Consider the following 26,701-nt stretch of genomic DNA (forward strand, 5'->3'; position numbering starts at 1 on the left):
GCGGCGGGGGAGGTGGGCTGTTCGGTCACAGGGGGACTGCCTTGAGGGCGGGGATACAGGGCCTCACATAGACGTTCAGGACTTCTTCGCCACCCCTGACGACGCCCGGACCCGATGAACCACCTTAAGACCTTCGCCCTGCTGGCCGTGATGACCGCCCTGTTCATGGGGATCGGCTATCTGATCGGCGGCGCGACGGGCATGGTCGTCGCCTTGGTTGTGGCGGGTGCGATGAACCTGTTCAGCTACTGGAACGCCGACAAGATCGTGCTGAAGATGTACCGGGCCCAGGTGGTGGACGAGACCCACCCCAACGCCGTGGTCCGGGCCTATGTCGCCGACGTGAAGCAGATGGCGACCGATGCGGGCCTGCCCCTGCCGACCATCACCATCATCCCCAACGACCAGCCCAACGCCTTCGCCACCGGCCGCAATCCTCAGAACGCCGCCGTGGCCGCCACCAGCGGCCTGCTGGACATGCTGACGCGCGAAGAGGTGCGCGGCGTGATGGCGCACGAACTGGCCCATGTGAAGAACCGCGACACCCTGACCATGACGGTGACGGCGACGGTGGCCGGGGCCATCGCCATGCTGGCCAACTTCGCCTTCTTCTTTGGCGGCGGCGACGACCGCGAACGGCCGGGCGGCATGATCGGAACCATCGCCCTGATGCTCTTGGCGCCCATGGCGGCGGGCCTGGTGCAGATGGCCATCAGCCGGTCGCGCGAATACGAAGCCGACCGCGTCGGGGCCGAGATCGCCAATGATCCCCACGCCCTGGCCTCGGCCCTGCAGAAGATCGAAGCCTATGCCCGGGGGGCGATGAACGCGCCCGCCGAGCGCAATCCGGCCACGGCCCATATGTTCATCATCAATCCGCTGAACGGCAAGGGCGCCGACAGCCTGTTCTCGACCCATCCGGCGACCGGAAACCGCGTCCGCGCCCTGATGGATCTGGGGACCAAGATGGGCATGAACCGACGCCCGGCGCCGGCGTCCGTCGCGTCCGCCCAGCGTGTGGGCGCGCCTCGCACCAGCGTGCCGACCACGCCTTCGACGCCGAGCGCATCGCGCGGTCCCTGGGGCTGACCTCCGGCGGATCGCCTTTGCGTGCGCGGCCTTAAGAGGTTAGAGCGCGCGCCATGACCGACAAGTCCGACCCCGCCGATCTGCCCGCCTTCGACAGCGACCGCCCCGAGTGGGCACAGGCCCACGGCCCTCTGCGCTCATTCGGGCGCATCAAGTCGCGGCCGATCAAGGCGCGTCAGGCGGCCCTGTTCGACACCCTGATGCCGCAGATCGCCGTGCCGGACCCGACCAAGGGGCCGATCGACCCTGCGGCCCTGATGCCGGAAGCGAAACAAGTCTGGCTGGAGATCGGCTTCGGCGGGGGCGAGCATCTGGCGGCGCAGGCGACGCGCTGTCCCGAGGCCCTGATGATCGGCTGCGAGCCTTTCCTGAACGGCGTGGCCTCGGCCCTGCGCCATGTGGAGGAGGGCGGTCTGAAGAACGTTCGCCTGCACGCCGACGACGCCCGCGCCGTGATGACGGCCCTGCCGGACGCCTCGCTGGACCGGGTGATGATCCTGTTCCCCGATCCCTGGCACAAGGTGCGCCACAATAAGCGCCGCTTCCTTCAGGACGAAACGGCGGTCGAGATCGCCCGCCTGCTGAAGCCCGGCGGTCGGGTGCGCTTCGTCACCGACTGGCTGGACTATGCCGAATGGGCGCTGGAGCGGCTGGCGCGCACGCCGGGCCTGACGCGGCTGGAGACGCCCGGCGAGGACTGGTTCGCGGTTCCCGCCGACCACGTCGTCACCCGCTATGAGGAAAAGAAGCTGGGCGACACCGCGCCGATCTTTCTTGAGTTCGAGCGCCGAGCCTAGCCATATGTTGCGGATCTGATCCGAGGAGCCGAGCATGACCTTCAGCCTCTATGACGCCTCCGCGCCCATGTTCGTGCGCGGCCTCAACGTCCTGGTCGGGCTGATCGACAAGGCCGCCGCCTCGGGCCTGGACGAAGAAGGCCTGATGCAGGGGCGTCTGGCGCCCGACATGCTGCCTTTCGTGTCGCAGGTGCGGATCGCCACCGACCTGGCCAAGGGCGCCGTGGCACGGCTGGCCGAGGTGGAGCCTATGGTTCTGGCCGACGATGAAACGACCCTGGCCCAGCTGAGGGCGCGGATCATGCGCACCATCGCCTATGTCGAGAGCGTGGGGCCGGAACAGTTCGCGGGCGCCGAGACCCGTGCGGTGCAGCTGAAATTTCCGGGCATGGAGCTGGATTTCGAAGGCGCCGGCTATCTGACCAGCTTCGCCCTGCCGAACTTCTACTTCCACGTGACGACGGTCTACGCCCTGCTGCGTCACGCCGGGGTGGCGCTGGGCAAGCGCGACTACATGGGCCAGCTGGCGCTGGCCTGACGTCCCGTCGTTACGTGTAATTACGCTCAGGGATACCCCGCAGGTTTCACTTCGCCTGACGTTTACCCGTATCAAGGATTTTCCCTTCGAGTTTCTCGAGGGGCGGGCAAAATGCGGATGATGATGATCGGCGGCGGTTCAGACCGGCGGCCGACGCCGACGATGGCGCCTTACGCTTCGGATCACGCACCGCTGAGCCCCTGTGGGGCTGCTGAGCGGCTGATGCCCGCCATCGGCGCCCGCTGATCCCTTCAATCTCTGAAAACCTTATTTCGCGTCGGCCTTCGTCGGCGTGCGTCGCACTGCAGTAAACAGGACCTCCCCCGGTGAACTTGGACAACGTAAGAATTTCCCGCAAGCTGGCGGGGGCCTTCGCCCTGATCGTGGCGGTGATCGTCGCGCTGGGCGTGGTGGTCTTCATGCAGGTTCGCGAGCTGGAGGCGGCCAAGGAGACGGTGGCCCTGGCCGAGACGGTCACGGCCAAGACCAGCCAGCTGAAGCGGGCGGTGGACCAGCAGGAGAGCGCCGTTCTGGCCTATATCCTGACCGGAAAACCGGATCACCTGGAGCGGATCGAGCGGCACAAGGCCGGCTTCCGCACGGGCATCGAGGAAATGACGGCGCTGACGGCCCACATTCCCGGCGCCGATGAGCGCATAGTGGCCCTGACCGAGGCGGTCGGCGCCTATCAGGCCGCGGTTATTGATCCCGAGGTGCGTCTGGCCAGCCGTCCGGAAACCCGCGCCGAAGCCCTGGCTCTGACGGAAAGCGAGATTCCGGCGCAGATGATGGAGCCGGTCGACGCCGCCTTCGACACGATCATCCAGGCTCAGGCCAGCCGCAAGGCCGCCGCCGTCGAAGATCAAAGCGCCGCCTTCGCCACCACCAAGATCGCTCTGGGCGTCGGCGTGACCGTGGCCCTGGTTCTGTCGATCCTGTTCGGTCTGGGGCTGGCCAAGATGATCGCTGCGCCGATCGCGGCCATGACGGCGGCCATGCGTCGCCTGGCCGGCGGCGACAAGACCATCGTCGTCCCCGCCGTGGGTCGCAAGGACGAGGTCGGCGAGATGGCCGACGCCCTGCTGGCCTTCAAGGACGCCGCCATCGCCAACGAGCGTCTGGAAGTCGAAGCCGCCGCCGCGCGTCAGGCCGCTGACGAAGAACGCGCTCGCGCAGAGGCCGAAAAGGCCCGTATCGCCGAGGAAGACCACGTCGCCGTCACCGCCCTGGGCCAGGGTCTGCAGGCCATGGCCAGCGGCGACCTGACCCACCGCATGACCGCCCAGGTCGCGGCCCGTTCGGAACAGTTGAAGACCGACTTCAACACCGCCATCGCCCAGCTGGAGCAGGCCGTGGCCGTGGTGGTCGACAATGTCGCCGCCATCCGCTCGGGCGCCGGCGAGATCAGCCAGGCGTCTGACGATCTGTCGCGCCGCACCGAGCAGCAGGCGGCTTCGCTGGAAGAAACCGCCGCCGCTCTGGATCAGATCACCGCCACGGTGAACAAGACCGCCGACGGCGCTCGTCAGGCCTCCAGCGTGGTGCAATCCGCGCGCGGTGACGCTGAGACCAGCGGCAAGGTCGTGCACGACGCCGTCCAGGCCATGACCGCCATCGAACGGTCCTCGACCGAGATCGGCAACATCATCGGCGTCATCGACGAGATCGCCTTCCAGACCAACCTCCTGGCCCTGAACGCCGGCGTCGAAGCCGCGCGTGCGGGCGACGCGGGTCGCGGCTTCGCCGTGGTCGCCTCGGAAGTGCGGGCCCTGGCCCAGCGTTCGGCCGAAGCGGCGAAGGAGATCAAGACCCTGATCTCGGCCTCGGGCCAGCAGGTCGGGCAGGGCGTGGCCCTGGTCGGTCAGACGGGCGAGGCGCTGCAACGCATCGTCAGCCGCGTGGCCGAAATCGACGGCCTGGTCTCGGAAATCTCGGCCTCGGCCCAGGAGCAGGCCACCGGCCTGCAACAGGTCAACACCGCCGTGAACCAGATGGATCAGGTGACGCAGCAGAACGCGGCGATGGTCGAGGAATCGACTGCGGCCAGCCATTCCCTCTCGCAGGAGGCCGACGCCCTGGCCGCCTCGGTCGCCCGTTTCCGCACCGGCCATGCCTCGGCCTCGGCCCCGGTCGCCGCGCGCAAGCCGGCCCTGGCCTCGGCTCAGGTTCGCACGCCGCAGCCGGTGGCCCAGACGGTCGCCGCCCTGCGCCACACCGGCGGCGCCGCGCGCAAGCCGGCCCTGGCGGTGGTCACGGACGGCTGGGAGGAGTTCTGAATCGAGTCTGACGACGGCGGGGGCTGACACGGCCCCCGCTTTCGCCTATATGACCGCTCACATCGTTAGACCGGCGTCCAACGGCGTCGTTTCAAGCGGCGGCCCGGACGGACCGCCGCTTTTGTTTTGGACCCATCCGGCGCCTGCGTGGCGGCCGGATAAAGAGTGAAGCCTTTGCGCGCAAAGACTGCTGAAGACCGCGCCTTGCTGGAGATGATCGACCCGGTGGCTGAAAGCCTGGGGTTGGCTGTCGTGCGCGTGCGCCTGATGGGCGGCACGCTGCGTCGTCGCCTGCAGATCATGGCCGAGCGCGTCGTCGACAACGACATCTCGGTCGAGGAATGCGCCCGCCTGTCGCGTGCGGTGTCGGAAGTGTTCGACGCCGCCGACCCGATCTCGGGCGAGTACCTGCTGGAGGTTTCGTCGCCCGGCGTCGACCGGCCGCTGACCCGCCTGCTGGACTTCCAGCTGTTCGAAGGTTTCGAGGCGCGCCTGGAGACCGACCGCATGGTCGAGGGCCGCAAGCGCTTCAAGGGCGTGCTGGCCGGCGTCGAGGGCGACAACGTCGCCATCGATCTGGACGGCGAGGAAGACACCGCCCTGATCCCCTTCGAGTGGGTGTCGGACGCCAAGCTGATCCTGACCGACGAGCTGCTGAAGCGGGGCGCGGCTCTGCGCGCGGCGCGCGGCGAACCCGAAGACGACGGCCTGCCGGAAGGCGAAGCCGACACTGAAGACACGACCAACATCACGACCTCGACCAAGGACAAAGCCTGATGGCCGTCACCGGTATTTCCGCCAACCGTCTCGAACTCCTCTCGATCGCCGACGCTGTCGCGCGTGAAAAGAACATCGACAAGGAAGTCGTCATCGAGGCGATCGAGGAGGCGATCCAGAAGGGCGCCAAGTCGCGCTATGGCGCTCATCACGACATCCGCGCCAAGATCGACCACAAGACCGGCGAGCTGTCGCTGACCCGCCACGTCACCATCGTGCCGGACGACTGGCAGCCGGAAGACGAGCTGGAAGAGTTCAACGACAGCGCCATGGTGCGCCTGACCGACGCCTCCAAGCGCGACCCGGAAGCCGTGGTCGGCAAGGAATACGTCGAGACCCTGCCGCCGTTCGAGTTCGGTCGCGTCCAGACGCAGATGGCTCGCCAGGTCGTGACCGGCAAGGTCCGTGAGGCCGAGCGCGCCAACCAGTACGAAGAGTTCAAGGATCGCGTCGGCGAGATCGTCAACGGCACGGTCAAGCGCGTCGAATACGGCAACACCATCGTCGACCTGGGCCGTGGCGAAGGCATCATGCGCCGCGACCAGTCGATCCCGCGCGAAGTGTTCAACGTCGGCGACCGCGTCCGCACCTACATCTACGACGTCCGTCCCGAGGCCAAGGGCCCGCAGGTCATGCTGAGCCGCGCCCATCCGGGCTTCATGGCCAAGCTGTTCGCGCAGGAAGTGCCGGAAGTCTATGACGGCGTGATCGAGATCCGCGCCGCCGCCCGCGACGCCGGTTCGCGCGCCAAGATGGCCGTTCTGTCGAACGACAGCTCGATCGACCCCGTCGGCGCCTGCGTCGGCATGCGCGGCAGCCGCGTTCAGGCGGTCGTCGCCGAACTGCAGGGCGAGAAGATCGACATCATCCAGTGGAATGACGACGAGCCCACCTTCATCGTCAACGCCCTGGCCCCGGCTGAAGTGGCCAAGGTGGTCATGGACGAAGACGCCGACCGCGTCGAAGTCGTGGTGCCGGACGAGCAGCTGTCGCTGGCCATCGGCCGTCGCGGCCAGAACGTCCGTCTGGCCTCGCAGCTGACCGGCTGGCAGATCGACATCATCACCGAGTCGCAGGACTCGGAGCGTCGTCAGAAGGAGTTCGCCGAGCGGACCGCCCTGTTCCAGGAAGCCCTGGACGTCGATGAGACCATCGCGCAACTGCTGGTCACCGAAGGCTTCGCCACGGTCGAAGATCTGGCCTTCGTCGAAGCCTATGAAGTCGCCGAGATCGAAGGCTTCGACGAGGACACCGCCGAAGAACTGCAGACCCGCGCCCGTGAGTTCCTGGACCGCAAGGCCGCCGAACTGGACGCCAAGCGCGTAGCCCTGGGCGTCGAGGACGGCGTCCTGGCTGTTCCGGGCGTCACCGGCGCCATCGCAGTCGCCCTGGGCGAAGGCGGCGTGAAGACGGTCGAGGACCTGGCCGACCTGGCCACCGACGAAATCCGCGGCGGCTATGAGGTCAAGAACGGCGAGCGGGTGAAACTGCCGGGCGTTCTGGAAAGCTTCAACCTGTCGCAACAGGACGCCGAGCTGCTGATCCTGCAGGCCCGCGTGGCCGCCGGCTGGATCGACGCCTCGGAGCTGCCGCAGGTCGAAGAGCCCGAGTATGAGGAAGAAATCTTCGCCGAAGCCGGTGAAGAGGCCGCCGAATACGAGGCTGAAGCCGTTGATGTCGATGCGGAGGTCTTCGCCGAAGACCTCGAGCCGACCCAAGACGCGTGATGGGAGCCGCAGCTGTCCATGACTTCGAACGAGGCGCTGATCGATAGAGACCGTCAGGACCTGGTGACCCGCCAGGTTCTCGATGAATCTCGCCTGATCCGCTTCGTGCCGGCGCCGGACGGCTCGGTGGCTCCTGATCTCGGACGAAAACTGCCCGGCCGCGGCCTCTGGGTCGCCGCCGACCGCGCCTCGATCGAGACGGCGGTGAAGAAGAACCTGTTCGCCCGCTCGGCCAAGGCGCCGTTGAAACCGGCGGCGGACCTGGCCGATCTGGTCGAGAAGCTGCTGGTTCGGCGCTGTCTCGACCAGCTGGGTCTTGCCCGGCGCGAAGGCGTGCTTATCTCTGGCTTTGAAAAGAGCGCCGCAGCCATTCGTGGCGGGCGAGCGGCTTGGGTCATCGAGGCGGCGGACGGGTCCGCCGACGGTCGAGGCAAGCTTCTGGCCCTGGCGAAACACCCGTCCCCGGCGCCCAAAATCTGCGGCGCTTTCAGCGCGGACGATTTGAGTTTGGCCCTTGGGCTGGAAAATGCGATACACGCCATCCTGCTGAAAGGCGGGCGAGCCGATCGCTGGACCATTGAGGTCGAGCGACTGGCGGGATTTCGGCCTCTGCGTCCAGAGAGCTGGCGCCGGGATGGCCCCGGCGACGGCGCCGAGGACGACCGGGGCGAGACCCCGGAACGAGAGCCTGAGGCTTTTGGCGGACGAGGCCCTGTTTCCTGACCAGGAAGCGGGACCACGCCCGGCTATGGGTGTTTGACGAGACGATGGCGGAATTCTCCGCCCCGAGTAAAGCGACCGGATGAGCGACGAAAACGACAAGACCGAAGACGGCAAGACCCCTGCGAACGCGCCTTCTCAAACGGGGCCGCGCGCTCCGCTGAGCCTGAAGCCGCGCGCCGCGGGATCGGTCTCGACCGGCACCGTGAAGCAGAGCTTCAGCCACGGCCGATCCAAGACCGTGGTCGTCGAGACGAAGCGCCGCGCCGGCGCGGTCCCCGGACATCAGCGTCCGCAGGGCTTCGATGTTTCGCGTCCGCGCGCCGATCAGGGCGGCTCCAACGCACCCCGTTCCAACGCCCCCCGCGGCGGTCCCGCCGGCGGCGCGCTGTCGGTCGAGGAACAGGAGGCGCGTCGCCGCGCCATCGCCCTGGCCACCCAGGCGCAGGCTGAGCGCGCTCGCGCCGCCGACGCCGAGAAGATCGCCCGCGAAGCCGCCCAGCGCGATCAGGCCGCCGCCGCCGACAAGGCCGCTGCAGCCGCTCGCGCCGAAGCCGCAGCCGCCCAGGCCGCTGCTGACGCCGCCCGCGCCGAAGCCGCCAAGCTGACGGCCGCTGCGCCCTCAGCCGCCCCGGCCAAGCCCGCCGCCCCGAAGGTCGAGCTGCCCAAGGTCGAACTGCCCAAGCCGCTCGTGCCTGCGCCGACCCCGGTCGCCGCTGCGCCGACGCCGGCGCCCGCGCCGCGTCCGGCTCCGCCCGCGCGTCCCGTGGTCAACTTCGGCCAGCGCGCGCCCAAGATCCCGACCGGCCGTGCGCCGATCGAGCGTCCCGCCTTCGGCGGCCGCTCGGCCCGCGAACAGGCCATGGGCGAAGGCGACCGTCCCGCGTCCGACCGGCCCCAGGTTTCGGACCGTCCGCAAGGCGCTCGCCCGCAAGGTGATCGTCCGCAGGGCGCCCGTCCGGCCGCCAGCCAGACCGTCCGCTATTCGGCCCTGAACCCGAAACCGGCTCCCGGCGCCGCTCGTCCGGGCGCCGCCCGCGCCGGCCCCGGCGGCCGTCCGACGCCGAACGCCCCGCCGGCCACGCCCGACGTGGCGCGCCCGAGCCGCGCCCCCGGCGTCGGCTTCGGTCGTCCGATCCGTCCCGAGGACGATCGCGACAAGCGTTTCTCGGACGCCGGCAAGGCCGTGTCGCGCACGCGCGGCGAACCCAAGCGCCGTGAAGGCCGCCTGACCATCCAGTCGGTCGCCGGGGACGGCGACACCGCCGAGCGGATGCGCTCGCTGGCCTCGGTCCGCCGGGCGCGCGAACGCGAGAAGGAAAAGCGCAAGGGCGGGTCCACGGACGAGCCGCGTACGGCGCGTGAAGTGGTCATCCCCGACGTCATCACCGTGCAGGAGCTGTCCAACCGGATGGCCGTCCGCGGCGTCGACATCATCAAGTTCCTGATGCGTCAGGGTCTGATGATGAAGATCAACGACGTGATCGACTCCGACACCGCCGAACTGGTGGCCGAAGAGTTCGGCATGACCGTCAAGCGCGTGTCGGAATCCGACGTCGAAACCGGCTTCCTGGCCGAGGCCGACGACGAGGAAGCCACCACGCCGCGTCCGCCGGTCGTGGCCATCATGGGCCACGTCGACCACGGCAAGACCTCGCTGCTCGACGCCCTGCGCACCACGGATGTGGCGGGCGGCGAAGCCGGCGGCATCACCCAGCACATCGGCGCCTATCAGGTGCGTCTGGAAAGCGGCCAGCGCGTCACCTTCCTGGACACCCCGGGCCACGCCGCCTTCTCGGCGATGCGGGCGCGCGGCGCCAATGTCACCGACATCGTGGTTCTGGTCGTGGCCGCCGACGACGGCGTCATGCCGCAGACGATCGAGGCCATCCAGCACGCCAAGGCGGCCGGCGCGCCCCTGATCGTGGCGGTCAACAAGATCGACAAGCCGGACGCGAACTCGCTGAAGGTGGTCAACGAACTGCTGCAGTACGAAGTCATCGCCGAAAGCCTGGGCGGCGACACGCAGATCATCGAGGTGTCGGCCAAGAACCGCACCAACCTCGACGGCCTGCTGGAAGCCATCCTGGTCCAGGCCGAGGTCATGGACCTGCGGGCCAACCCGGACCGTTCGGCCGAAGGCGTGGTCATCGAGGCCAAGCTGGACAAGGGCCGCGGCCCGGTCGCCACCGTCCTGGTCAAGCGCGGCACGCTGAAGCGCGGCGACATCGTCGTGGCCGGCTCCGCCTGGGGCAAGGCGCGCGCCCTGCTGGACGAACGCAATGCTCAACTGACCGAAGCCGGTCCCTCCGTTCCGGTCGAGATTCTCGGCCTGTCGGAAGCGCCGTCGCCGGGCGATGTCTTCGCTGTCGTCGAAAGCGAAGCCCGCGCTCGCGAACTGACCGAATATCGCGAGCGTGCGCGCCGCGAGAAGAATCAGGTTTCGGGTGGTTCGGCCTCGCTGGTCGACATGATGCAGAAGCTGCAGTCCAAGAAGGTCAACGAACTGCCGGTCCTCATCAAGGCCGACGTTCAGGGCTCGGCTGAGGCCATCGTCGGTTCGCTGGATAAGATGGGCAACGACGAGGTCCGTGCGCGCACCATCTATTCGGGCGCCGGCGGCATCACCGAGAGCGACGTCAACCTGGCCAAGTCGGCCGGGGCGCCGATCCTCGGCTTCAACGTTCGTGCGTCGAAGCAGGCGCGTGATCTGGCCGACCGTGAAGGCGTCGAGATCCGCTACTACTCGATCATCTACGACCTGCTGGACGACATTAAGGGCGTGCTCTCGGGCATGCTGGCGCCGCTCCAGCGCGAAACCTTCCTGGGCAACGCCAAGGTGCTGCAGGTCTTCGACATCACCAAGGTCGGCAAGATCGCCGGCTGCCGGGTGTCGGAAGGCGTGGTCCGCAAGGGTGCGCGCGTCCGTATCGTCCGCGACGACGTCGTGGTGCTGGAACTGGGCGTCCTCAACACGCTCAAGCGCTTCAAGGACGAGGTCAACGAAGTGCCCTCGGGCCAGGAGTGCGGCATGCAGTTCCAGGGCTTCCAGGACATCAAGGAAGGCGACTACATCGAGTGCTTCACCGTGGAATCGGTTAAGCGCACCCTCGACTAGGACGTCTGAGTTCGCTCAAGGCTTCAGGGCGCGGTCTCGCAAGGGACCGCGCCCTTTGTCTTTGGGCGAAGCCTTATGGAGGCTTCACCTCGGGCCTCGCCGGTTCTAGGGTCGGGCCGTCGCCGGGGGGCGTTCATCAAAGGGTCGCCATGCGCCGCCACATCCTGATCTCGGCTCTAGTCGCCGCCTCCGCCGCGGCGGGCACGGCCGCCGCCGACACCCGCTTTCTGGCCTTTGACGCGCGCGACCGCACGACCCAGGCCCTGACGCGCGGCGTGACCCTGGAGGTCGAGCGCGGCCTGTTCGGCGCCGTGGCGGTGCGCAATCTGTTTTCCAGCACCTCGCGCGGGTCGGCCCGGTTCGAGCGCGGCGGCCCTGACGCGGTGCGTCGCGCCCTGCCGGCGGGGGCCAGCGAGAGCGGCGTCTATGCCATCGTTCAGGAAGGCGACGGACGCGGTCTGGCGCGGGCCCTGTGCCCCGGTGCGGACGAGAGCTGGGTGGTGATCGGTCGGGTCAAGGCCGGGCGTCCCATGACCATGCAGGCCGTGGGCCGGTGGAGCGACGGCCAGTATCGCCACTGCGTGCAGCTGAACTACGACTACCGCGGCGAATGGGCGACGCAGCAGGGCGCCGGTCCGGCCAGGGACGCGCCCCTGGCCTACGGGCCGAACTGAGGACGCCGTGGGGGCGCCGGGCCGGTTCCTGATCGCGGCCCTGATCGGTGCGGTCGCGGCGCTGTGGACCCTGACCCGGCCCGGCGACCCCGCCCTCTATCCGGCCGGGCCGAGCGAGGCGGGCGTGACCGTCTATCTGCTCGACAACGGTTTCCACACCGATCTGGCCGTGCCGCGCGCGGCCCTGGTCGAGGGCGGCGGGCCGCTGGCCGAGGCGACGGCGGGGCTGGCGCCTGGCGACTGGGTCCTGGTCGGCTGGGGCGACGCGACCTTCTATGTCGATCAGAGCCCGATCTCGGCGCGGCTGGTGGACGGCGTCCGCGCCTTTCTCAAGCCGGGCAACGCCTCGGTCGTCATGCTGGACCCGGTGGCGACCCACCCCGCGCGGCGGTTCCGGGCCGAGGACCGACAGGCGCTGACCCTGTCGGCGGCGGGCATGGCGGCCTTGCGAAGGCGGGTCCAGGCCTCGCTCGCGACCGACGCAGCAGGGCGGCCTATGCTGGCGACGGCCCGATCCGGCGACGACGCGCGATTCTTTGAAAGCCGCGAGACCTTCTGGGTCGGTCATCTGTGCAACCACTGGACGGCGGACCTGCTGTCGGCGGCGGGATTGCCGATCCGGCCCTGGCGAGCCCTGACTTCGGGCGAGGTGATGCGCATGGCGGCGCGGGGCCAGATCGATGCGGGCAGGGCGGATGCGGCCAAGCTGGACTTGCAGCTCGTCCGAGACTAGACCCCGGCCCTTCGCTTTTTCAGCCGGCGTCCGATCCCCGGCGAGCGACAAGGGAGGCGCGCCATGAGCCGCAAACAACATACCCGCAACGCCAGCGGCCCTCAGGGTCCGTCACAGCGCCAGCTGCGCGCCGGCGAACTGATCCGCCACGCCCTGGTCGACGTCCTGCGCGAACACGGCATCCACGACGAGGCCCTGGACGGCGTGTCGATCACCGTCACCGAGGTGCGTCTGTCGCCGGACCTGCGTCACGCCATCTGTTTCGTCGAACCCCTGGGCGCCGGGGTCAAGACAGCCGAGACGGCGGGGCAGGAGTCGGTGATCATCAAGGCGCTGAACACTCACGCCAAATTCCTGCGCGGCCAGCTGGGCCGTCTGATCGACATGAAATACACGCCGGACCTGAAGTTCCGCCACGACGAGAGCTTCGAGGCGGCCAGCTATATGGACCGGCTGATGGACGATCCGCGCATCCGCGCCGATCTGGAACGCCCGGAAAGCGACGACGAAGGCCAAGTTTAATGGCGCGCCGCAAGAAGGGCGAGATCGTCAATGGCTGGGTCTGCCTCGACAAGGCCTATGAGATGGGCTCGACCGAGGCGGTGACCAAGGTCCGCCGCCTGTTCGACGCCCAGAAGGCCGGTCACGCCGGGACGCTGGACCCGCTGGCCTCGGGCGTTCTGCCGATTGCCCTGGGCGAGGCGACCAAGACCGTGCCCTTCATGATGGACGCCGAGAAGGTCTATCGCTTCACCATCCACTGGGGCATCTCCACCGACAGCATCGACCGCGAGGGCGAGATCATCGCCCGGTCCGACGTGCGCCCTTCGGTCGAGGCGGTGAAGGCGGCCCTGCCGTCCTTCGTCGGCGAGATCGATCAGGTTCCGCCCCAGTTCTCGGCCATCCGCGTCAACGGCGAGCGCGCCTATGACCTGGCCCGCGACGGGGCCGAGTTCGAGCTGGAAGCCCGCAAGGTCATGATCCACGAGGCGGCGGTGACGGACGCTCCAGACGCCGACCACGTCGAAATCACCATGCGCACGGGCAAGGGCGTCTATGTGCGTTCGCTGGCCCGCGACCTGGCTGTGATGCTGGGCGCCGAGGGGCATGTTTCCGCTCTGCGGCGCGAACGGGTGGGGCCGTTTACCGCCGAGAACGCCGTCACTCTGGATTTTCTCGCCGATCTGGCGCATAAGGGCGCCGCCTTGGAAGGCCTGCTGCCCGTTTCGACCGCTCTGGACGACATCCCGGAACTGGCCGTTACGGATCAGGACGCCTTCTCGCTAAGGCAGGGTCGGCCGATCGTTCTGCTCCCCCGTCAGGTTGAAACCTTGAAGAGCCAGCTTTGCGCCGGTTCACGCACGGTGTCGGCCTTCGCGGGAGAAACCCTGGTCGCGCTCTGCACCATGCGGGCCGGACGGCTAGAACCCGACCGCGTTTTCAATCTCCCCTAGCGTTCGTTTTCGGACGACGCGACAGGGCTCCAACATGGAGACTTTCGATGTCGATTACGGCTCAACGCAAGAGCGAAGTCATTGCTGACAACGCTCGTTCGGCTGCAGACACCGGCTCGGCCGAGGTTCAGGTCGCGATCCTTTCGGAACGCATCGCCAACCTGACCGACCACTTCAAGACCCACAAGAAAGACAACCACTCGCGTCGCGGCCTGCTCAAGATGGTCTCGCAGCGTCGTCGTCTTCTTGACCACCTGATCAAGACCGATCGCGAGCGTTACACCGCTCTGATCGCCAAGCTGGGCCTGCGTCGCTAAGGCGGCCGACCAGCAGCGGAAACGATTTTCGAGGCGCGGGCGGACACGTCCGCGCCTCGTTCCGCACCTAGAGCATTTCCGATGGAGCGGGCTGTCGTCCGCCTCCGGATATGCCAAACAGTGAGCTTCCTGCGCGCCGCAGGTCCTAAATCGGCGCAGACGCGAGGGCCATGAAGGCGGTCCTCACTCCACCCGCCCGGCCGCGAAGCGCCGCCGGGTTCATCGGGAACCGTGGGACGAAAACGCCTGCCGCTCCGCCCCCGCCGGGAATACGCCCGCCGGGATCTGAAAGAAGAAAAATGTTCGATATCAAACGCAAGACGATCGAGTGGGCCGGCCGCCCGCTGACGCTGGAAACCGGCCGCATCGCCCGTCAGGCTGACGGCGCCGTGCTGGCGACCTACGGCGAGACCGTGGTTCTGGCCACCGTCGTCTATGGCCGCCAGCCCAAGCCGGGCCTGGATTTCTTCCCCCTGACCGTCAACTATCAGGAAAAGACCTTCGCCGCCGGCAAGATCCCGGGCGGCTACTTCAAGCGTGAAGGCCGTCCGTCGGAAAAAGAGACCCTGGTCTCGCGCCTGATCGACCGTCCGATCCGCCCCCTGTTCGTCAAGGGCTTCAAGAACGAGACCCAGGTCGTCATCACCGTGCTGCAGCACGACATGGAGAACGACCCGGACATCGTCGGCATGGTCGCCGCCTCGGCCGCCCTGACCATCTCGGGCGTGCCCTTCATGGGCCCCATCGGCGCCGCCCGCGTCGGCCTGATCGACGGCGAGCTGGTGCTGAACCCCGCCATCGACACCCTGGCTGACTCGACGCTGGACCTGGTCGTCGCCGGTACGCAAGACGCCCTGATGATGGTCGAATCCGAAGCCAAGGAGCTGTCGGAAGAGAAGATGCTCGAGGCCCTGATGTTCGCGCACGCGGGCATGCAGCCGGTTATCGACGCCATCATCGAACTGGCCGAACACGCCGCCAAGGAGCCCTTCGACTTCCAGGCCGAAGACCACTCCGACGTCGTCGCCTCGATCAAGAAGCTGGTCGGCGAAGACATCAAGGCCGCCTACGCCCACCCGGGCAAGTATGAGCGCCGTTCGGGCGTCGATGCGGCCAAGAAGACCGCCGCCGCCGCCCTGGTGAAGTCCGACGAGAACCCTGAGGGCGTCGACTCGTCCAAGTTCTCGGCCGCCTTCAAGGAATGCGAAGCCGACGTCCTGCGTCGCGACATCATCGAGAACGCTCACCGCGTCGACGGCCGCGCCCTCGACAAGGTCCGCGCCATCGTTTCGGAAGTCGGCGTCCTGCCGCGCACCCACGGTTCGTCGCTGTTCACGCGCGGCGAAACCCAGGCCCTGGTCGTCGCCACCCTCGGCACCGGCGAGGACGAGCAGTACATCGACAGCCTGTCGGGCACGTACAAGGAATCCTTCCTGCTGCACTACAACTTCCCCCCCTATTCGGTGGGTGAAGCGGGCCGCATGGGTTCGCCCGGCCGTCGCGAAATCGGTCACGGCAAGCTGGCCTGGCGCGCGATCCGTCCGATGCTGCCGACCAAGGAAGACTTCCCCTACACCATCCGTCTGGTCTCGGAGATCACCGAGTCCAACGGCTCGTCCTCGATGGCCACGGTCTGCGGTTCGTCGCTGGCCCTGATGGACGCCGGCGTGCCGCTGATCCGTCCGGTCTCGGGCATCGCCATGGGTCTGATCCTGGAGCCGTCGGGCGAGTTCGCCATCCTGTCCGACATCCTGGGTGACGAAGATCACCTGGGCGACATGGACTTCAAGGTCGCTGGCACCTCGGAAGGCATCACCAGCCTTCAGATGGACATCAAGGTCGCCGGCATCACCAAGGAGATCATGGAACAGGCTCTGACGCAGGCCTCGGCCGGTCGCCTCCACATCCTCGACGAAATGTCGAAGGCTATGGACGCCCCGCGCGCTGAGCTGGGCGAACACGCTCCGAAGATCGAAACGATCAAGATCCCGGTCGACAAGATCCGTGAAGTGATCGGTTCGGGCGGCAAGGTCATCCGCGAGATCGTCGAGAAGACCGGCGCCAAGATCGACATCGGCGATGACGGCACCATCAAGGTCGCCGCCAACGACCAGGAGAAGATCGACGCCGCCAAGGCCTGGATCCAGTCCATCGCCTCGGAACCCGAGCTGGGCATGATCTACTCCGGCAAGGTCGTGAAGGTTGTCGACTTCGGCGCCTTCGTGAACTTCTTCGGCGCCAAGGACGGCCTGGTCCACGTGTCCCAGATCGCTCTGGAACGCGTCGCCAACCCGGCCGACGTCCTGTCGGAAGGCCAAGAGGTCAAGGTCAAGTTCCTGGGCTTCGACGATCGCGGCAAGACCAAGCTGTCGATGAAGGTCGTCGATCAGGAAACCGGCGAAGACATCACCGACAAGATCAACGCCGAGCGCGCTGAACGCGGTGAAGCCCCGCTGTCCGACGACACCGGCGGCCGTCCCAAGCGTGAAGGCGACCGCAACGGCGGCGACCGCGGCCGTCGCCGTCGCGACTAGGCCTCACGATTGAAATGAAGAAGGCCCTGCTGGAAACAGCGGGGCCTTTTTCTTTGGCCGATTGTTTTGAGCTCGTTTTCTCCCTCCCCTTCATGGGGAGGGTGGCTGACGCGAAGCGGCAGACGGGTGGGGGCGCTTCGGCAGGTCAGGCGCGCCGCACGTTCACAGCGCCCTCCCGACCCGGTTGCTACGCGACCACCCTCCCCATGAAGGGGAGGGAGAGGTATGAAACGCCATGACCCAGACCCAAGGCCCCCTCTCCGGCGTTCGCGTTCTCGACCTCAGCCGCGTTCTGGCCGGCCCCTGGGCGACGCAGACCCTGGCCGATCTCGGCGCCGAGGTGATCAAGATCGAACGTCCAGGCGAGGGCGACGACACCCGCCACTGGGGTCCGCCCTTCACCACCACGACCGAAGGGGCCAAGGGCGACGCCGCCTATTTCATGTGCGCCAACCGGGGCAAGAAGTCGGTCGAGCTGGACATCGCCAGCCCTGACGGCGCCGAGGCCGTGCGTCGTCTGGCCGCGACCTGCGACGTGGTGGTCGAAAACTTCAAGACCGGCGGATTGAAGAAATACGGCCTCGACTACGCCGGCCTGTCAGCGGTCAATCCGCGCCTCGTCTATTGCTCCATCACAGGCTTCGGTCAGGACGGGCCGGACGCGCACCGGGCCGGCTACGACTACATGATCCAGGCCATGGGCGGGCTGATGTCGATCACCGGCCAGCCGGACGGCGCGTCCGGCGCCGAGCCGATGAAGGTCGGGGTGGCGGTCGTGGACCTGTTCACCGGTCTCTACGCCTCCAACGCCATCCTGGCCGCTCTGATGCACGCGCGCGCCACGGGCGAGGGTCAGTCCATCGACATCGCCCTGTTCGACGTCCAGGCGGCCATGCTGGCCAATCAGGCGACCAACTACTTCGTCTCGGGCAATGCCCCGACGCGGATGGGTAACGCTCACCCCAACCTGGCCCCCTACCAGCCCTTCCCCTGTGCGGACGGCATGGTGGTCATCGCCGTCGGCAACGACGGCCAGTTCCGCGCCCTGGCCAAGGCCCTCGGCGTCGCGCCCATGGGCGCCGATCCGCGCTTCGCCACTAACGCCCTGCGGGTCCAGCACCGCGCCGAGCTGTCGCCCACCCTGTCGGCCCTGACGGCGGGCTTCACCATGAAGGGGCTGATGGCGGCGCTGGAGGCGGCGGGCGTGCCCTGCGGCCCCGTCAACACCGTGGATCAGGTCTTCGAAGAACCCCAGGCGATCCATCGCGGCCTGACCGTCGAGCAGTCGCGTCCCGATCTGGCGGCGCCGATCCGCACCGTGGCCTCGCCCATCCGCCTGTCGAAGACCCCCGTCCGCTACGACGCCCCGCCGCCGAAGCTGGGGCAGGACACCGACGACGTGCTGGCGACGCTGAAGGCCGACTAGCGCCCTATCCAACCGCCGAGAGCCAAAACACCAGCATCCACACGACCATTGCCGCCACGAGGGCGAACCCCGTCCATTGCAACACGCCCATCCGGCGCGGCAGGCTGGTGCCGGCGAAGCCGCCGGCTGTGACGAACAGAGCCAAGGCCAATCCTCGGGCCGCCACCCTTTCGCCGGGCGCAGCGGGGCCTAGATCATCGCCTTCTTCCAACCCAAACTCGCCCGCCCGAACCCGCGCCAGCAGATCACGAGCCTGTGCCGCCTGATCGGCCCGGCCCATCAGCCGCAGACCCAGCGCGCGCTGCATAAGGGGATCGACCGTCGTCTGGAACCGCTCGGTCACATCCACGTCCACCCCGTGCGAGGCGAGGAAGGCCGCAGCGAGGTCGGCCTCATAGACATCCTGATAGCGGGCGATTTCAACAAGGCTCATGGGGCGAGGCTAGCACGCCGGGCCCAATTGAAAACGGCGGCTCCCGAAAGAGCCGCCGTCGTCATACTTCGCTTTGCTGGCGGTCCTTACAGGTCCAGCAGGGCGCGGGCCGGGTCTTCCAGCAGTTCCTTGATGCGGACCAGGAAGGTCACGGCTTCCTTGCCGTCGACGATGCGGTGGTCGTAGCTGAGGGCCAGGTACATCATCGGGCGGATCTTGACCTCGCCGTTGATGGCCATCGGGCGCTGCACGATGTTGTGCATGCCCAGGATGCCCGACTGCGGCGCGTTCAGGATCGGCGTCGACATCAGCGAGCCATAGGTGCCGCCGTTGGTGATGGTGAAGGTGCCGCCCTGCATCTGATCCATGGTCAGGGCGCCGTCACGAGCGGCCTTGCCCAGGGCGCCGATGCCTTTTTCAATGCCCGCCAGCGACAGGGTGTCGGCGTCGCGCAGGACCGGAACCACCAGACCCTTGTCGGTGCCGACGGCCACGCCGATGTCGTAGTGGTTCTTGTAGATGATGTCCGTGCCGTCGATCTCGGCGTTGACGGCCGGGAGCTCGCGCAGGGCCTGAACCACCGCCTTGGTGAAGAAGGACATGAAGCCCAGCTTCACGCCGTGGCGCTTCTCGAACACCTCTTTGTATTGGGCGCGCAGGGCCATGACGTTGGTCATGTCCACCTCGTTGAAGGTGGTCAGCTGGGCGGCCGTGTTCTGGGATTCCTTCAGGCGACGGGCGATGGTCTGACGCAGGCGCGTCATCTTCACCCGCTCTTCGCGCGGCTGGTCGGCGCGCGGGGCGGCCAAAGCCTGGGATTGCGCGGCAGCAGCCTTGGGCGCAGCCGGAGCGGCGGCGCCGATGGCGGCGATGGCGTCCGCCTTGGTGATGTTACCCTTCGGACCCGAGGCCGACAGCGAGGCCGGATTCAGGTTGTTTTCCGAAACCACGCGCTGAACGGCCGGCGACAGGTGAGCCGAAGCCTTATCTTGGCTTTGGGCCTGAGCCGAGCCGGTGTTGGCCGGAGCGGCGGCGGCAGGCGCAGCCGCCGGGGCCGCAGCAGCGCCCGAGGCCGAAACCGAACCTATGACCTGACCGGGGGTCACGGTCGCGCCGTTGTCGGCGGCGATGGTCAGGACGCCGGCGGCCGGGGCCGAGACTTCCACCGCGACCTTGTCGGTCTCGATCTCGACCAGCAGTTCGTCCTTGGCGACGGTGTCGCCCGACTTCTTCAGCCAGGTGCCGATCGAACCCTCGGCGACGCTTTCGCCCATGGTAGGGACGGCGATCTCGACCGAGGCGCCGCCCGAAGCGGCCGGAGCGGCGGCGGGGGCCGCAGCCGCGGCGGACGCAGCCGGCGCGGCGGTCGGGGCCGAAGCGCCTTCGCTCACCGAACCCAGCACCGTGCCGGGAACGACGGTGTCGCCTTCAGCGGCGTTGATCGCCGCCAGGACGCCGTCGGCCGGAGCCACGACTTCCAGCGAAACCTTGTCGGTTTCCAGCTCGACCAGGACTTCGTCCTTACGGACGGCGTCGCCGACCTTCTTGGTCCACTTGGCGATGGAGGCTTCGCTGACGGATTCACCGAGGGCGGGAGTGAGGATATCGGCCATGGTTCGGTCCAGTGTCTTTTTGTGTCTTGGCGTATCTATAGGTCAGGCAGGGCCGGTCAGGCCATGGCCTCGGCGAGGAAGGTCTCGAGTTCCTTCAGGTGGCGGCTCATCAGGCCGGCCGCCGTGGAGGCGGAGGCCGGACGCCCGACGTAACGCGCGCGCTTGGCCTTGATATCCATCTTCTCGAGCGTCAGTTCGATCCACGGATCGACGAAGGTCCAGCCGCCCATATTCTTGGGCTCTTCCTGACACCAGACCAGCTCGGCGTTGGGGAAGCGGGCCAGCTCGGCCGAGATCGACTTGATCGGCCACGGATAGAACTGTTCCAGGCGCAGGATGTAGATGTCATTGACGCCCGCCTTCTCGCGCGCGTCCAGCAGGTCGTAATAGACCTTGCCCGAGCAGACGATGACCTTGCGGATGTCCTTATCGGCCTTGATCGAGATGCCGGCCACGTCCGGACGCAGTTGAGCATCGTCGCGCAGAACGCGGTGGAAGGACGAACCCTCGGCCATGTCGGCCAGGGTCGAGACCGCCTTCTTGTGACGCAGCAGCGACTTGGGCGTCATCAGGATCAGCGGCTTGCGATAATCCCGGTGCATCTGGCGACGCAGGATGTGGAAGTAGTTGGCCGGGGTGGTGCAGTTGGCGACCTGCATGTTGTTCTCGGCGCACTGCTGCAAGAAGCGCTCAAGGCGGGCCGAGGAGTGCTCGGGGCCCTGGCCTTCATAGCCGTGCGGCAGCAGCATGGTCAGGCCGCTCATGCGCAGCCACTTGCGTTCGCCGGAACTGATGAACTGGTCGATGACCACCTGGGCGCCGTTGACGAAGTCCCCGAACTGGCCTTCCCACAGGGTCAGGGTGTTGGGGTCGGCCAGCGAGTAGCCGTACTCGAAGCCCAGCACCGCCTCTTCCGACAGGGCCGAGTCGATGACTTCAAAGTGGGCCTGGCCGTCGCGCAGATGGTTCAGCGGGATGTAGCGCTGTTCCGTCGTCTGGTCGGTGATGCCCGAGTGACGCTGCGAGAAGGTGCCGCGCACCGAGTCCTGACCGGACAGGCGGACATTATAGCCCTCGTCCAGCAGCGAGGCGAAGGCCAGGCTTTCGGCGGTGGCCCAGTCGATGTTCTGGCCGGTCGTGACCGTCTCGCGACGCGCCTCGACGACGCGCTTCAGCGTCTTGTGGATGTCGACGCTGTTGGGGATATGCGTCAGGCGATGGCCGTAGTCGACGAGCTTTTCAGCCGGAACGGCGGTCTTGCCGCGCTGCTGCTGGTCGTCGCCCTTGTCGATGCCCAGACCCTGCCACTGACCGTCCAACCAGTCGGCCTTGTCGGCCTTGAAGGTCTTGCCGGCTTCGAACTCGGCGTCGAGGAAGGCCTCGAAGCGGGCGACTTCGGCGTCGACCTCGGCCTGGGTGACGACGCCCTGTTCGACCAGGCGCTTGGCGTAGATCTCGCGCGTCGACGGCTGGGCGCGGATCTTCGAATACATCAGCGGCTGGGTGAAGGTGGGATCGTCGCCTTCGTTGTGGCCGAAGCGGCGGTAGCAGAACATGTCCACGACCGCGTCCTTGTGGAACTTCTGACGGTATTCCGTCGCCACCTTGGCGGCGAAGACGACCGCTTCCGGGTCGTCGCCGTTGACGTGGAAGATCGGGGCCTGGACCATCAGCGCCACATCCGACGGATAGGGCGACGAGCGCGAGTTGCGCGGGCTGGTGGTGAAGCCGATCTGGTTGTTGATGACGAAGTGCAGGGTGCCGCCGGTGCGGTAGCCCTTCAGCCCCATCAGGGCGAAGCACTCGGCCACCACGCCCTGACCGGCGAAGGCGGCGTCGCCGTGGATCAGCAAGGGTACGACCTTGGAGCGGTCCAGCGCCCATTCGGCCTCCGGCTTGCCGGCGTTGGCTTCACGAATGTCGAAGGCCTGCTTGGCGCGCGCCTTGCCCAGGACGACCGGGTTGACGATCTCCAGGTGCGACGGGTTGGCGGTCAGCGACAGGTGGACCTTGTTGCCGTCGAACTCACGGTCCGACGAGGCCCCCATGTGGTATTTGACGTCGCCCGAACCCTCGATGTCCGACGGCACGGTCGAACCGCCCTGGAACTCGTGGAAGATGGCCTTGTAGGGCTTGCCCATGACGGCGGCGAGCGTGTTCAGGCGACCACGGTGGGCCATGCCGAAGACGATCTCGTCAACGCCCAGGTTGCCGCCGCGCTTGATCACCTGCTCCAGGGCCGGGACCATGGCCTCGCCGCCGTCCAGGCCGAAGCGCTTGGTGCCGGGGAAGCGCTTGTGCAGGAAGCGTTCAAAGCCCTCGGCCTCGATCAGCTTGTGCAGGATGGCCAGCTTGCCTTCCTTGGTGAAGGCGTTCTGCTCGAACTTGTCCGGGCCTTCAAAGCGCTGCTGCAGCCAGGATTTCTCTTCCGGCTCGGCGATGTGCATGTACTGCACGCCGATGTTGCCGCAGTAGGTGCGCTTGAGGATTTCCAGCACCTGACGGATCGAGCCGGTCTGCAGGCCCAGGACGCCGTCGAGGAAGATCGGGCGATCCATGTCGGCGGCGGTGAAGCCGTAGAATTCGGGGGTCAGCTCGGGGTTGTCGATCGGCTGTTCGATGCCCAGCGGGTCCAGCGTGGCCTGCAGGTGGCCGCGCACGCGGTAGCTGCGGATCAGCATCAGGGCGCGGATCGAGTCATGGGCGGCGGCGCGCACGTCGGCGGCGGTCAGTCCGCCAGAGGCGTCAGCCGCCGGAGCCGCCGGTCGCGGACCGGGCTTGCCGGCGGCGGCCTTGGGATCGACCTTGGGGGCCGGCCAGCGGCCGTCGAACACGGCGGTGTCCTCGCTCGGATCGGTGGCGGCGCCGCGACCCCAGGAGCCGGCGGCGGCCGACTGCTTCACCAGGTCGGCGTTATCCTTCAACTGATCGAAGAAGGCGCGCCATTCCCCCGACACCGAGCCGGGGTCTGCGGCCCATTTTTCGTGCAGGTCCTCAATGAAGGCGGCGTTCGCGCCATAGAGGAAGCTGGTCTCGGCAAAGACCTGGTTCAGCTGACCTGCATCGTCCGCCATGTTTCTCTCGTCGTCCTACATTCAGCCGCGCGCGCACGCCTGCGCGGTGAGCGGCGCCGCTCATATAGGCCGTGTTTCCTTACTGGTCATGACCGAAGCGGGGCGATGCGGGTGGAAATTGGTCGAATCCGCAAGAAAAAACGCCCCCGGACGATTCCGAGGGCGTTTTAAAAGGTCTCGGGACGCTAAATTTCGCCCCGGAACATCGTTCTTTTATTTTTGAAGGGGTTCTTAGCCCTTCAGCACTTCGAGAAGCGTGTGACCCAGACGCGCCGGCGACGGCGAGACGCGGATGCCCGCAGCCTCCATCGCAGCGATCTTCGATTCCGCATCGCCCTTGCCGCCCGAAACGATCGCGCCGGCGTGGCCCATGGTGCGGCCGGCCGGAGCCGTACGACCGGCGATGAAGCCGGCCATGGGCTTGGAGCGGCCCTTCTTGGCTTCGTCGATCAGGAACTGAGCGGCGTCTTCTTCGGCGCCGCCGCCGATTTCACCGATCATGATGATCGAGTGGGTTTCCGGATCGGCCAGGAACATTTCCAGGACGTCGATGAACTCGGTGCCCTTGACCGGGTCGCCGCCGATGCCGACTGCCGTGGTCTGACCCAGGCCGGCGTTGGTGGTCTGGAACACAGCTTCATAGGTCAGGGTGCCCGAACGCGAGACGACGCCGACCGAGCCCTTGGAGAAGATGTTGCCCGGCATGATGCCGATCTTGCACTGTTCCGGGGTCAGGATGCCGGGGCAGTTCGGGCCCAGCAGGCGCGAGTTGGAGCGGTCCAGGCGCGCCTTGACGCGCACCATGTCCAGCACCGGGATGCCTTCGGTGATGCAGGTGATGAAGGGGATCTCGGCCTCGATGGCTTCGATGATGGCGTCGGCCGCGCCTGCCGGCGGGACGTAGATCACGGTGGCGTCGGCGCCCGTGCGCTCCTTGGCTTCAGCGACCGAGCCGTAGATGGGCAGGGTTTCGCCGTGCGAGCCGGTCCAGTTGGTGCCGCCCTTGGTCGGGTGCACGCCGGCGACCATCTGGGTGCCGTGGTAGGCCAGGGCCTGCTCGGTGTGGAAGCCGCCGGTCTTGCCGGTCAGGCCTTGCACGATGATCTTGGTGTTCTTGTCGACGAGAATGGACATCGGAAGACTTTCTCTAAACGGTCAGGTCGTTAGGTTTGTGAGGAATGATCAGGTTGAGGCAGCTGAGCAGGAAGGTCTGGAACGCGCCGAGGGCATAGAGCCGCCGAAACAACTGCGCCTCCGTCCCCTGCCGCCGCGCGGCGGCGTAGAGTTCGAACTGTCGGGTCCGCTTTCGGCCGGCCTCCAGCAGGTCCTGGGCCTCCAGACGGCGATCCCACTTGGCGCGCCATTGCTCCAGACTGATGGCGTCATAGTGAGCCAGCAGCAGCGGCTTCTTCGAGCGACCCGGAACGTTCCGGGCCGCGTCCAGAGGCTCTCCGTTCCGCTTGGACTCGTGGATGTCGACCACGATGTCGGCGATGCCGGTGCGAACCGCGTGCTTGCCCATGTCATGACCCAACAGGCCCTTGGTGAAGCACCCGCCGCTTCCGGGATAGACCAGATGCGGCAGGACGGAGCAGTAGGGGCGGCCGTAGGGCTTCCGGAAGAAGGCGGCGCCGTATTCCCGGCTCAGATCATGGCGGTCGGAGTAGACGGCCTCGACCGAGCGGAAGATGACGGATTCCCGCTCCGGCGCGATGGATGACAACAGATCGCTGATCGCGTCGTCGCCGAGAATGAACTCATCGACGTCCACGACCAGAAGCCAGTCTGCGGCCGACTGCCGATAGGCGTGATTGTAAACCGCACGCTGGCGGTTCTCCACGCCGTAAGGCCGCGCCATGCCCAGGTCACGCCAGAAGGCGTCGTCGCACGCCACGATCTCGGCCCCTTCGAAAGGGCCGATCGACGCCGCATCGCCGTCAAAGAAGACGCGAATGCGATCCGCGCCCCTCTGACGATAATGGGCGACGAAGGTGGCGATGTGCTGCTCCGGCGCCAGGACCATTGCAACGACTTCGAACTTGACCAAGGGCTCACTCCAACCAGGCCCCCGCCAAGGGCGAGGGCCGTGAGCGGTTGACGTCAGCCGACCGCCGCGACGATCTTCTGGGCGGCGTCGTCGAGATCGTCTGCAGCCGTAATGGCCAGGCCGCTCTCGTTCAGGATCTTCTTACCCAGCTCGGCGTTGGTGCCTTCCAGACGCACCACCAGCGGCACCTTCAGGCCCACTTCCTTGACGGCTGCGACCACGCCTTCGGCGATGACGTCGCACTTCATGATGCCGCCGAAGATGTTGACCAGAATGCCTTGGACAGCCGGGTCAGCGGTGATGATCTTGAAGGCCGCCGCGACCTTGTCCTTGCCGGCGCCGCCGCCGACGTCGCAGAAGTTGGCCGGCTCTTTGCCGTACAGCTTGATGATGTCCATGGTCGCCATGGCCAGACCGGCGCCGTTGACCATGCAGCCGATGTTGCCGTCGAGGGCGACGTAGGCCAGGTCCCATTCCGAGGCTTCGATTTCCTTGGCGTCTTCCTCGGTGACGTCGCGCAGTTCCTTGATGTCGGGGTGACGGAACAGGGCGTTGCCGTCGAACGACACCTTGGCGTCCAGAACGCGCAGGCGGCCGTTTTCCATGACGATCAGCGGGTTCACTTCCAGCATGGCCATGTCCTTCTCGACGAAGGCCTTGTACAGGGCCGGGAACAGCGACTTGCCGTCTTCACGGGCGTCGCCTTCCAGCTTCAGCGCGTCCGACAGGGCGGCGCAGTCGGCTTCGGTCACGCCGGCCGTCGGGTCGATGACGACGGTGATGATCTTTTCCGGGGTGTCGTGAGCGACGGCTTCGATGTCCATGCCGCCTTCGGTCGAGACGACGAAGGCGATGCGGCCGTAGGCGCGGTCGACCAGGATCGACAGGTACAGTTCACGCGAGATGTCGGCGCCGTCTTCGATATAGAGGCGGTTGACCTGCTTGCCGGCGTCGGTCGTCTGAGCCGTCACCAGGGTGTTGCCCAGCATGTCCTTGGCGTTCTTGACCACGTCCTCGATCGAGAAGGCCAGGCGCACGCCGCCCTTGGCGTCAGCCGGCAGTTCCTTGAACTTGCCCTTGCCGCGGCCGCCGGCGTGGATCTGCGACTTCACCACATAGAGCGGGCCAGGCAGCTGCTTGGCGGCGGCTTCGGCCTGGTCGGCCGAGGTGATGGCGACGCCTTCGGCGACCGGAGCGCCAAAGGCCTTGAGAACCTGCTTGGCCTGATACTCGTGAATGTTCATGTCTGATCCGCGCCGTTGGGAGGAGGTTTGTGGAAACTTTGGTCGCGCTTATAGGCGTCGGCCCTTCGCAGACGCAACCGTTCGTCGCCTTATGCTCCCCCCAAGCTTTT

General features: G+C 67.0%; 21 protein-coding genes. 15 read left to right on the top strand and 6 right to left on the bottom strand.

Features of this window, described 5'->3' with window-relative positions; all coding sequences use genetic code 11:
• Positions 1-114 precede the first annotated feature (114 nt).
• The 15 genes from htpX (at position 115) to HX774_RS04560 (ending at position 18,180) form a co-directional block, all read left to right on the top strand.
• A complete protein-coding gene (gene htpX, locus HX774_RS04490) occupies positions 115-1,089 on the top strand; it encodes a zinc metalloprotease HtpX (RefSeq protein ID WP_178824598.1) in 975 nt (324 codons plus the stop codon).
• Between the two features lie 53 nt (positions 1,090-1,142).
• Positions 1,143-1,886, top strand: a complete 744-nt coding sequence (gene trmB, locus HX774_RS04495; protein ID WP_178824600.1) for a tRNA (guanosine(46)-N7)-methyltransferase TrmB — start codon at positions 1,143-1,145, stop codon at positions 1,884-1,886.
• Between the two features lie 34 nt (positions 1,887-1,920).
• On the top strand, positions 1,921-2,424 hold the full coding sequence (locus HX774_RS04500) for a DUF1993 family protein (RefSeq protein WP_178824602.1): 504 nt from the start codon (positions 1,921-1,923) through the stop codon (positions 2,422-2,424).
• Between the two features lie 326 nt (positions 2,425-2,750).
• The gene (locus tag HX774_RS04505; RefSeq protein ID WP_178824604.1) at positions 2,751-4,700 is read left to right on the top strand and encodes a methyl-accepting chemotaxis protein; all 1,950 of its coding nucleotides are present in this window, start codon (positions 2,751-2,753) and stop codon (positions 4,698-4,700) included.
• Between the two features lie 174 nt (positions 4,701-4,874).
• Positions 4,875-5,477 carry a ribosome maturation factor RimP gene (gene rimP, locus HX774_RS04510; RefSeq protein WP_178824606.1) on the top strand — a complete coding sequence of 201 codons (603 nt, stop codon included), beginning with the start codon at positions 4,875-4,877 and terminating at the stop codon, positions 5,475-5,477.
• Positions 5,477-7,204, top strand: coding sequence for a transcription termination factor NusA (gene nusA / locus HX774_RS04515; RefSeq protein ID WP_114817202.1), 1,728 nt, complete (start codon positions 5,477-5,479; stop codon positions 7,202-7,204). Before rimP ends, nusA begins: the two co-directional genes overlap by 1 nt.
• Positions 7,205-7,222: 18 nt before the next feature.
• Positions 7,223-7,927 carry an RNA-binding protein gene (locus tag HX774_RS04520; RefSeq protein ID WP_178824608.1) on the top strand — a complete coding sequence of 235 codons (705 nt, stop codon included), beginning with the start codon at positions 7,223-7,225 and terminating at the stop codon, positions 7,925-7,927.
• Between the two features lie 79 nt (positions 7,928-8,006).
• Positions 8,007-11,042 (top strand): translation initiation factor IF-2, encoded by a 3,036-nt coding sequence (gene infB, locus HX774_RS04525; protein WP_178824610.1) that lies wholly within the window; start codon positions 8,007-8,009, stop codon positions 11,040-11,042.
• A 149-nt stretch (positions 11,043-11,191) separates the two neighbouring features.
• The gene (locus HX774_RS04530; protein ID WP_178824612.1) at positions 11,192-11,716 is read left to right on the top strand and encodes a hypothetical protein; all 525 of its coding nucleotides are present in this window, start codon (positions 11,192-11,194) and stop codon (positions 11,714-11,716) included.
• Between the two features lie 7 nt (positions 11,717-11,723).
• Positions 11,724-12,449 carry a DUF2459 domain-containing protein gene (locus tag HX774_RS04535; protein WP_178824614.1) on the top strand — a complete coding sequence of 242 codons (726 nt, stop codon included), beginning with the start codon at positions 11,724-11,726 and terminating at the stop codon, positions 12,447-12,449.
• Between the two features lie 63 nt (positions 12,450-12,512).
• The gene (gene rbfA / locus HX774_RS04540) at positions 12,513-12,971 is read left to right on the top strand and encodes a 30S ribosome-binding factor RbfA (RefSeq protein ID WP_178824616.1); all 459 of its coding nucleotides are present in this window, start codon (positions 12,513-12,515) and stop codon (positions 12,969-12,971) included.
• Entirely contained in the window at positions 12,971-13,903 is a 933-nt protein-coding gene (truB, locus tag HX774_RS04545) for a tRNA pseudouridine(55) synthase TruB (RefSeq protein ID WP_178824618.1), read from the top strand. The genes rbfA and truB overlap by 1 nt, the downstream gene beginning before the upstream one ends.
• Positions 13,904-13,950: 47 nt before the next feature.
• Positions 13,951-14,220, top strand: a complete 270-nt coding sequence (gene rpsO, locus HX774_RS04550; protein ID WP_114817196.1) for a 30S ribosomal protein S15 — start codon at positions 13,951-13,953, stop codon at positions 14,218-14,220.
• Positions 14,221-14,519: 299 nt separating this feature from the next.
• A complete protein-coding gene (gene pnp, locus HX774_RS04555) occupies positions 14,520-16,754 on the top strand; it encodes a polyribonucleotide nucleotidyltransferase (protein WP_114817195.1) in 2,235 nt (744 codons plus the stop codon).
• Between the two features lie 235 nt (positions 16,755-16,989).
• Positions 16,990-18,180: a CaiB/BaiF CoA-transferase family protein gene (locus HX774_RS04560; RefSeq protein WP_178824620.1), complete on the top strand. Its 1,191-nt coding sequence runs from the start codon at positions 16,990-16,992 to the stop codon at positions 18,178-18,180.
• A gap of 4 nt (positions 18,181-18,184) precedes the next feature.
• Here the strand turns inward: HX774_RS04560 and HX774_RS04565 are convergent, their stop codons facing one another.
• The 6 genes from HX774_RS04565 to sucC form a co-directional block, all read right to left on the bottom strand.
• Positions 18,185-18,613, bottom strand: coding sequence for a hypothetical protein (locus tag HX774_RS04565; protein WP_178824622.1), 429 nt, complete (start codon positions 18,611-18,613; stop codon positions 18,185-18,187).
• Positions 18,614-18,699: 86 nt separating this feature from the next.
• Complete coding sequence (gene odhB / locus HX774_RS04570) at positions 18,700-20,226, bottom strand: 2-oxoglutarate dehydrogenase complex dihydrolipoyllysine-residue succinyltransferase (protein WP_178824624.1); 1,527 nt, start codon at positions 20,224-20,226, stop codon at positions 18,700-18,702.
• A 56-nt stretch (positions 20,227-20,282) separates the two neighbouring features.
• On the bottom strand, positions 20,283-23,300 hold the full coding sequence (locus tag HX774_RS04575; protein ID WP_178824626.1) for a 2-oxoglutarate dehydrogenase E1 component: 3,018 nt from the start codon (positions 23,298-23,300) through the stop codon (positions 20,283-20,285).
• Between the two features lie 231 nt (positions 23,301-23,531).
• Complete coding sequence (sucD, locus tag HX774_RS04580; protein ID WP_178824628.1) at positions 23,532-24,434, bottom strand: succinate--CoA ligase subunit alpha; 903 nt, start codon at positions 24,432-24,434, stop codon at positions 23,532-23,534.
• A 13-nt stretch (positions 24,435-24,447) separates the two neighbouring features.
• Complete coding sequence (locus HX774_RS04585) at positions 24,448-25,347, bottom strand: glycosyltransferase family 2 protein (RefSeq protein WP_114817161.1); 900 nt, start codon at positions 25,345-25,347, stop codon at positions 24,448-24,450.
• A gap of 53 nt (positions 25,348-25,400) precedes the next feature.
• Complete coding sequence (gene sucC / locus HX774_RS04590; RefSeq protein WP_114817162.1) at positions 25,401-26,591, bottom strand: ADP-forming succinate--CoA ligase subunit beta; 1,191 nt, start codon at positions 26,589-26,591, stop codon at positions 25,401-25,403.
• Between the last annotated feature and the right edge of the window lie 110 nt (positions 26,592-26,701).

The sequence above is a fragment of the Brevundimonas sp. P7753 genome, assembly GCF_013386595.1.
GTDB classification, from domain to species: Bacteria; Pseudomonadota; Alphaproteobacteria; order Caulobacterales; family Caulobacteraceae; genus Brevundimonas; species Brevundimonas bullata.

Coding starts and splice junctions, on each gene's coding strand:
- htpX (WP_178824598.1), top strand. CDS start 115: ATGAACCACCTTAAGACCTTCGCCCTGCTGGCCGTGATGACCGCCCTG.
- trmB (WP_178824600.1), top strand. CDS start 1,143: ATGACCGACAAGTCCGACCCCGCCGATCTGCCCGCCTTCGACAGCGAC.
- HX774_RS04500 (WP_178824602.1), top strand. CDS start 1,921: ATGACCTTCAGCCTCTATGACGCCTCCGCGCCCATGTTCGTGCGCGGC.
- nusA (WP_114817202.1), top strand. CDS start 5,477: ATGGCCGTCACCGGTATTTCCGCCAACCGTCTCGAACTCCTCTCGATC.
- HX774_RS04520 (WP_178824608.1), top strand. CDS start 7,223: ATGACTTCGAACGAGGCGCTGATCGATAGAGACCGTCAGGACCTGGTG.
- infB (WP_178824610.1), top strand. CDS start 8,007: ATGAGCGACGAAAACGACAAGACCGAAGACGGCAAGACCCCTGCGAAC.
- HX774_RS04530 (WP_178824612.1), top strand. CDS start 11,192: ATGCGCCGCCACATCCTGATCTCGGCTCTAGTCGCCGCCTCCGCCGCG.
- rbfA (WP_178824616.1), top strand. CDS start 12,513: ATGAGCCGCAAACAACATACCCGCAACGCCAGCGGCCCTCAGGGTCCG.
- truB (WP_178824618.1), top strand. CDS start 12,971: ATGGCGCGCCGCAAGAAGGGCGAGATCGTCAATGGCTGGGTCTGCCTC.
- rpsO (WP_114817196.1), top strand. CDS start 13,951: ATGTCGATTACGGCTCAACGCAAGAGCGAAGTCATTGCTGACAACGCT.
- pnp (WP_114817195.1), top strand. CDS start 14,520: ATGTTCGATATCAAACGCAAGACGATCGAGTGGGCCGGCCGCCCGCTG.
- HX774_RS04560 (WP_178824620.1), top strand. CDS start 16,990: ATGACCCAGACCCAAGGCCCCCTCTCCGGCGTTCGCGTTCTCGACCTC.
- HX774_RS04565 (WP_178824622.1), bottom strand. CDS start 18,613: ATGAGCCTTGTTGAAATCGCCCGCTATCAGGATGTCTATGAGGCCGAC.
- odhB (WP_178824624.1), bottom strand. CDS start 20,226: ATGGCCGATATCCTCACTCCCGCCCTCGGTGAATCCGTCAGCGAAGCC.
- HX774_RS04575 (WP_178824626.1), bottom strand. CDS start 23,300: ATGGCGGACGATGCAGGTCAGCTGAACCAGGTCTTTGCCGAGACCAGC.
- sucD (WP_178824628.1), bottom strand. CDS start 24,434: ATGTCCATTCTCGTCGACAAGAACACCAAGATCATCGTGCAAGGCCTG.
- sucC (WP_114817162.1), bottom strand. CDS start 26,591: ATGAACATTCACGAGTATCAGGCCAAGCAGGTTCTCAAGGCCTTTGGC.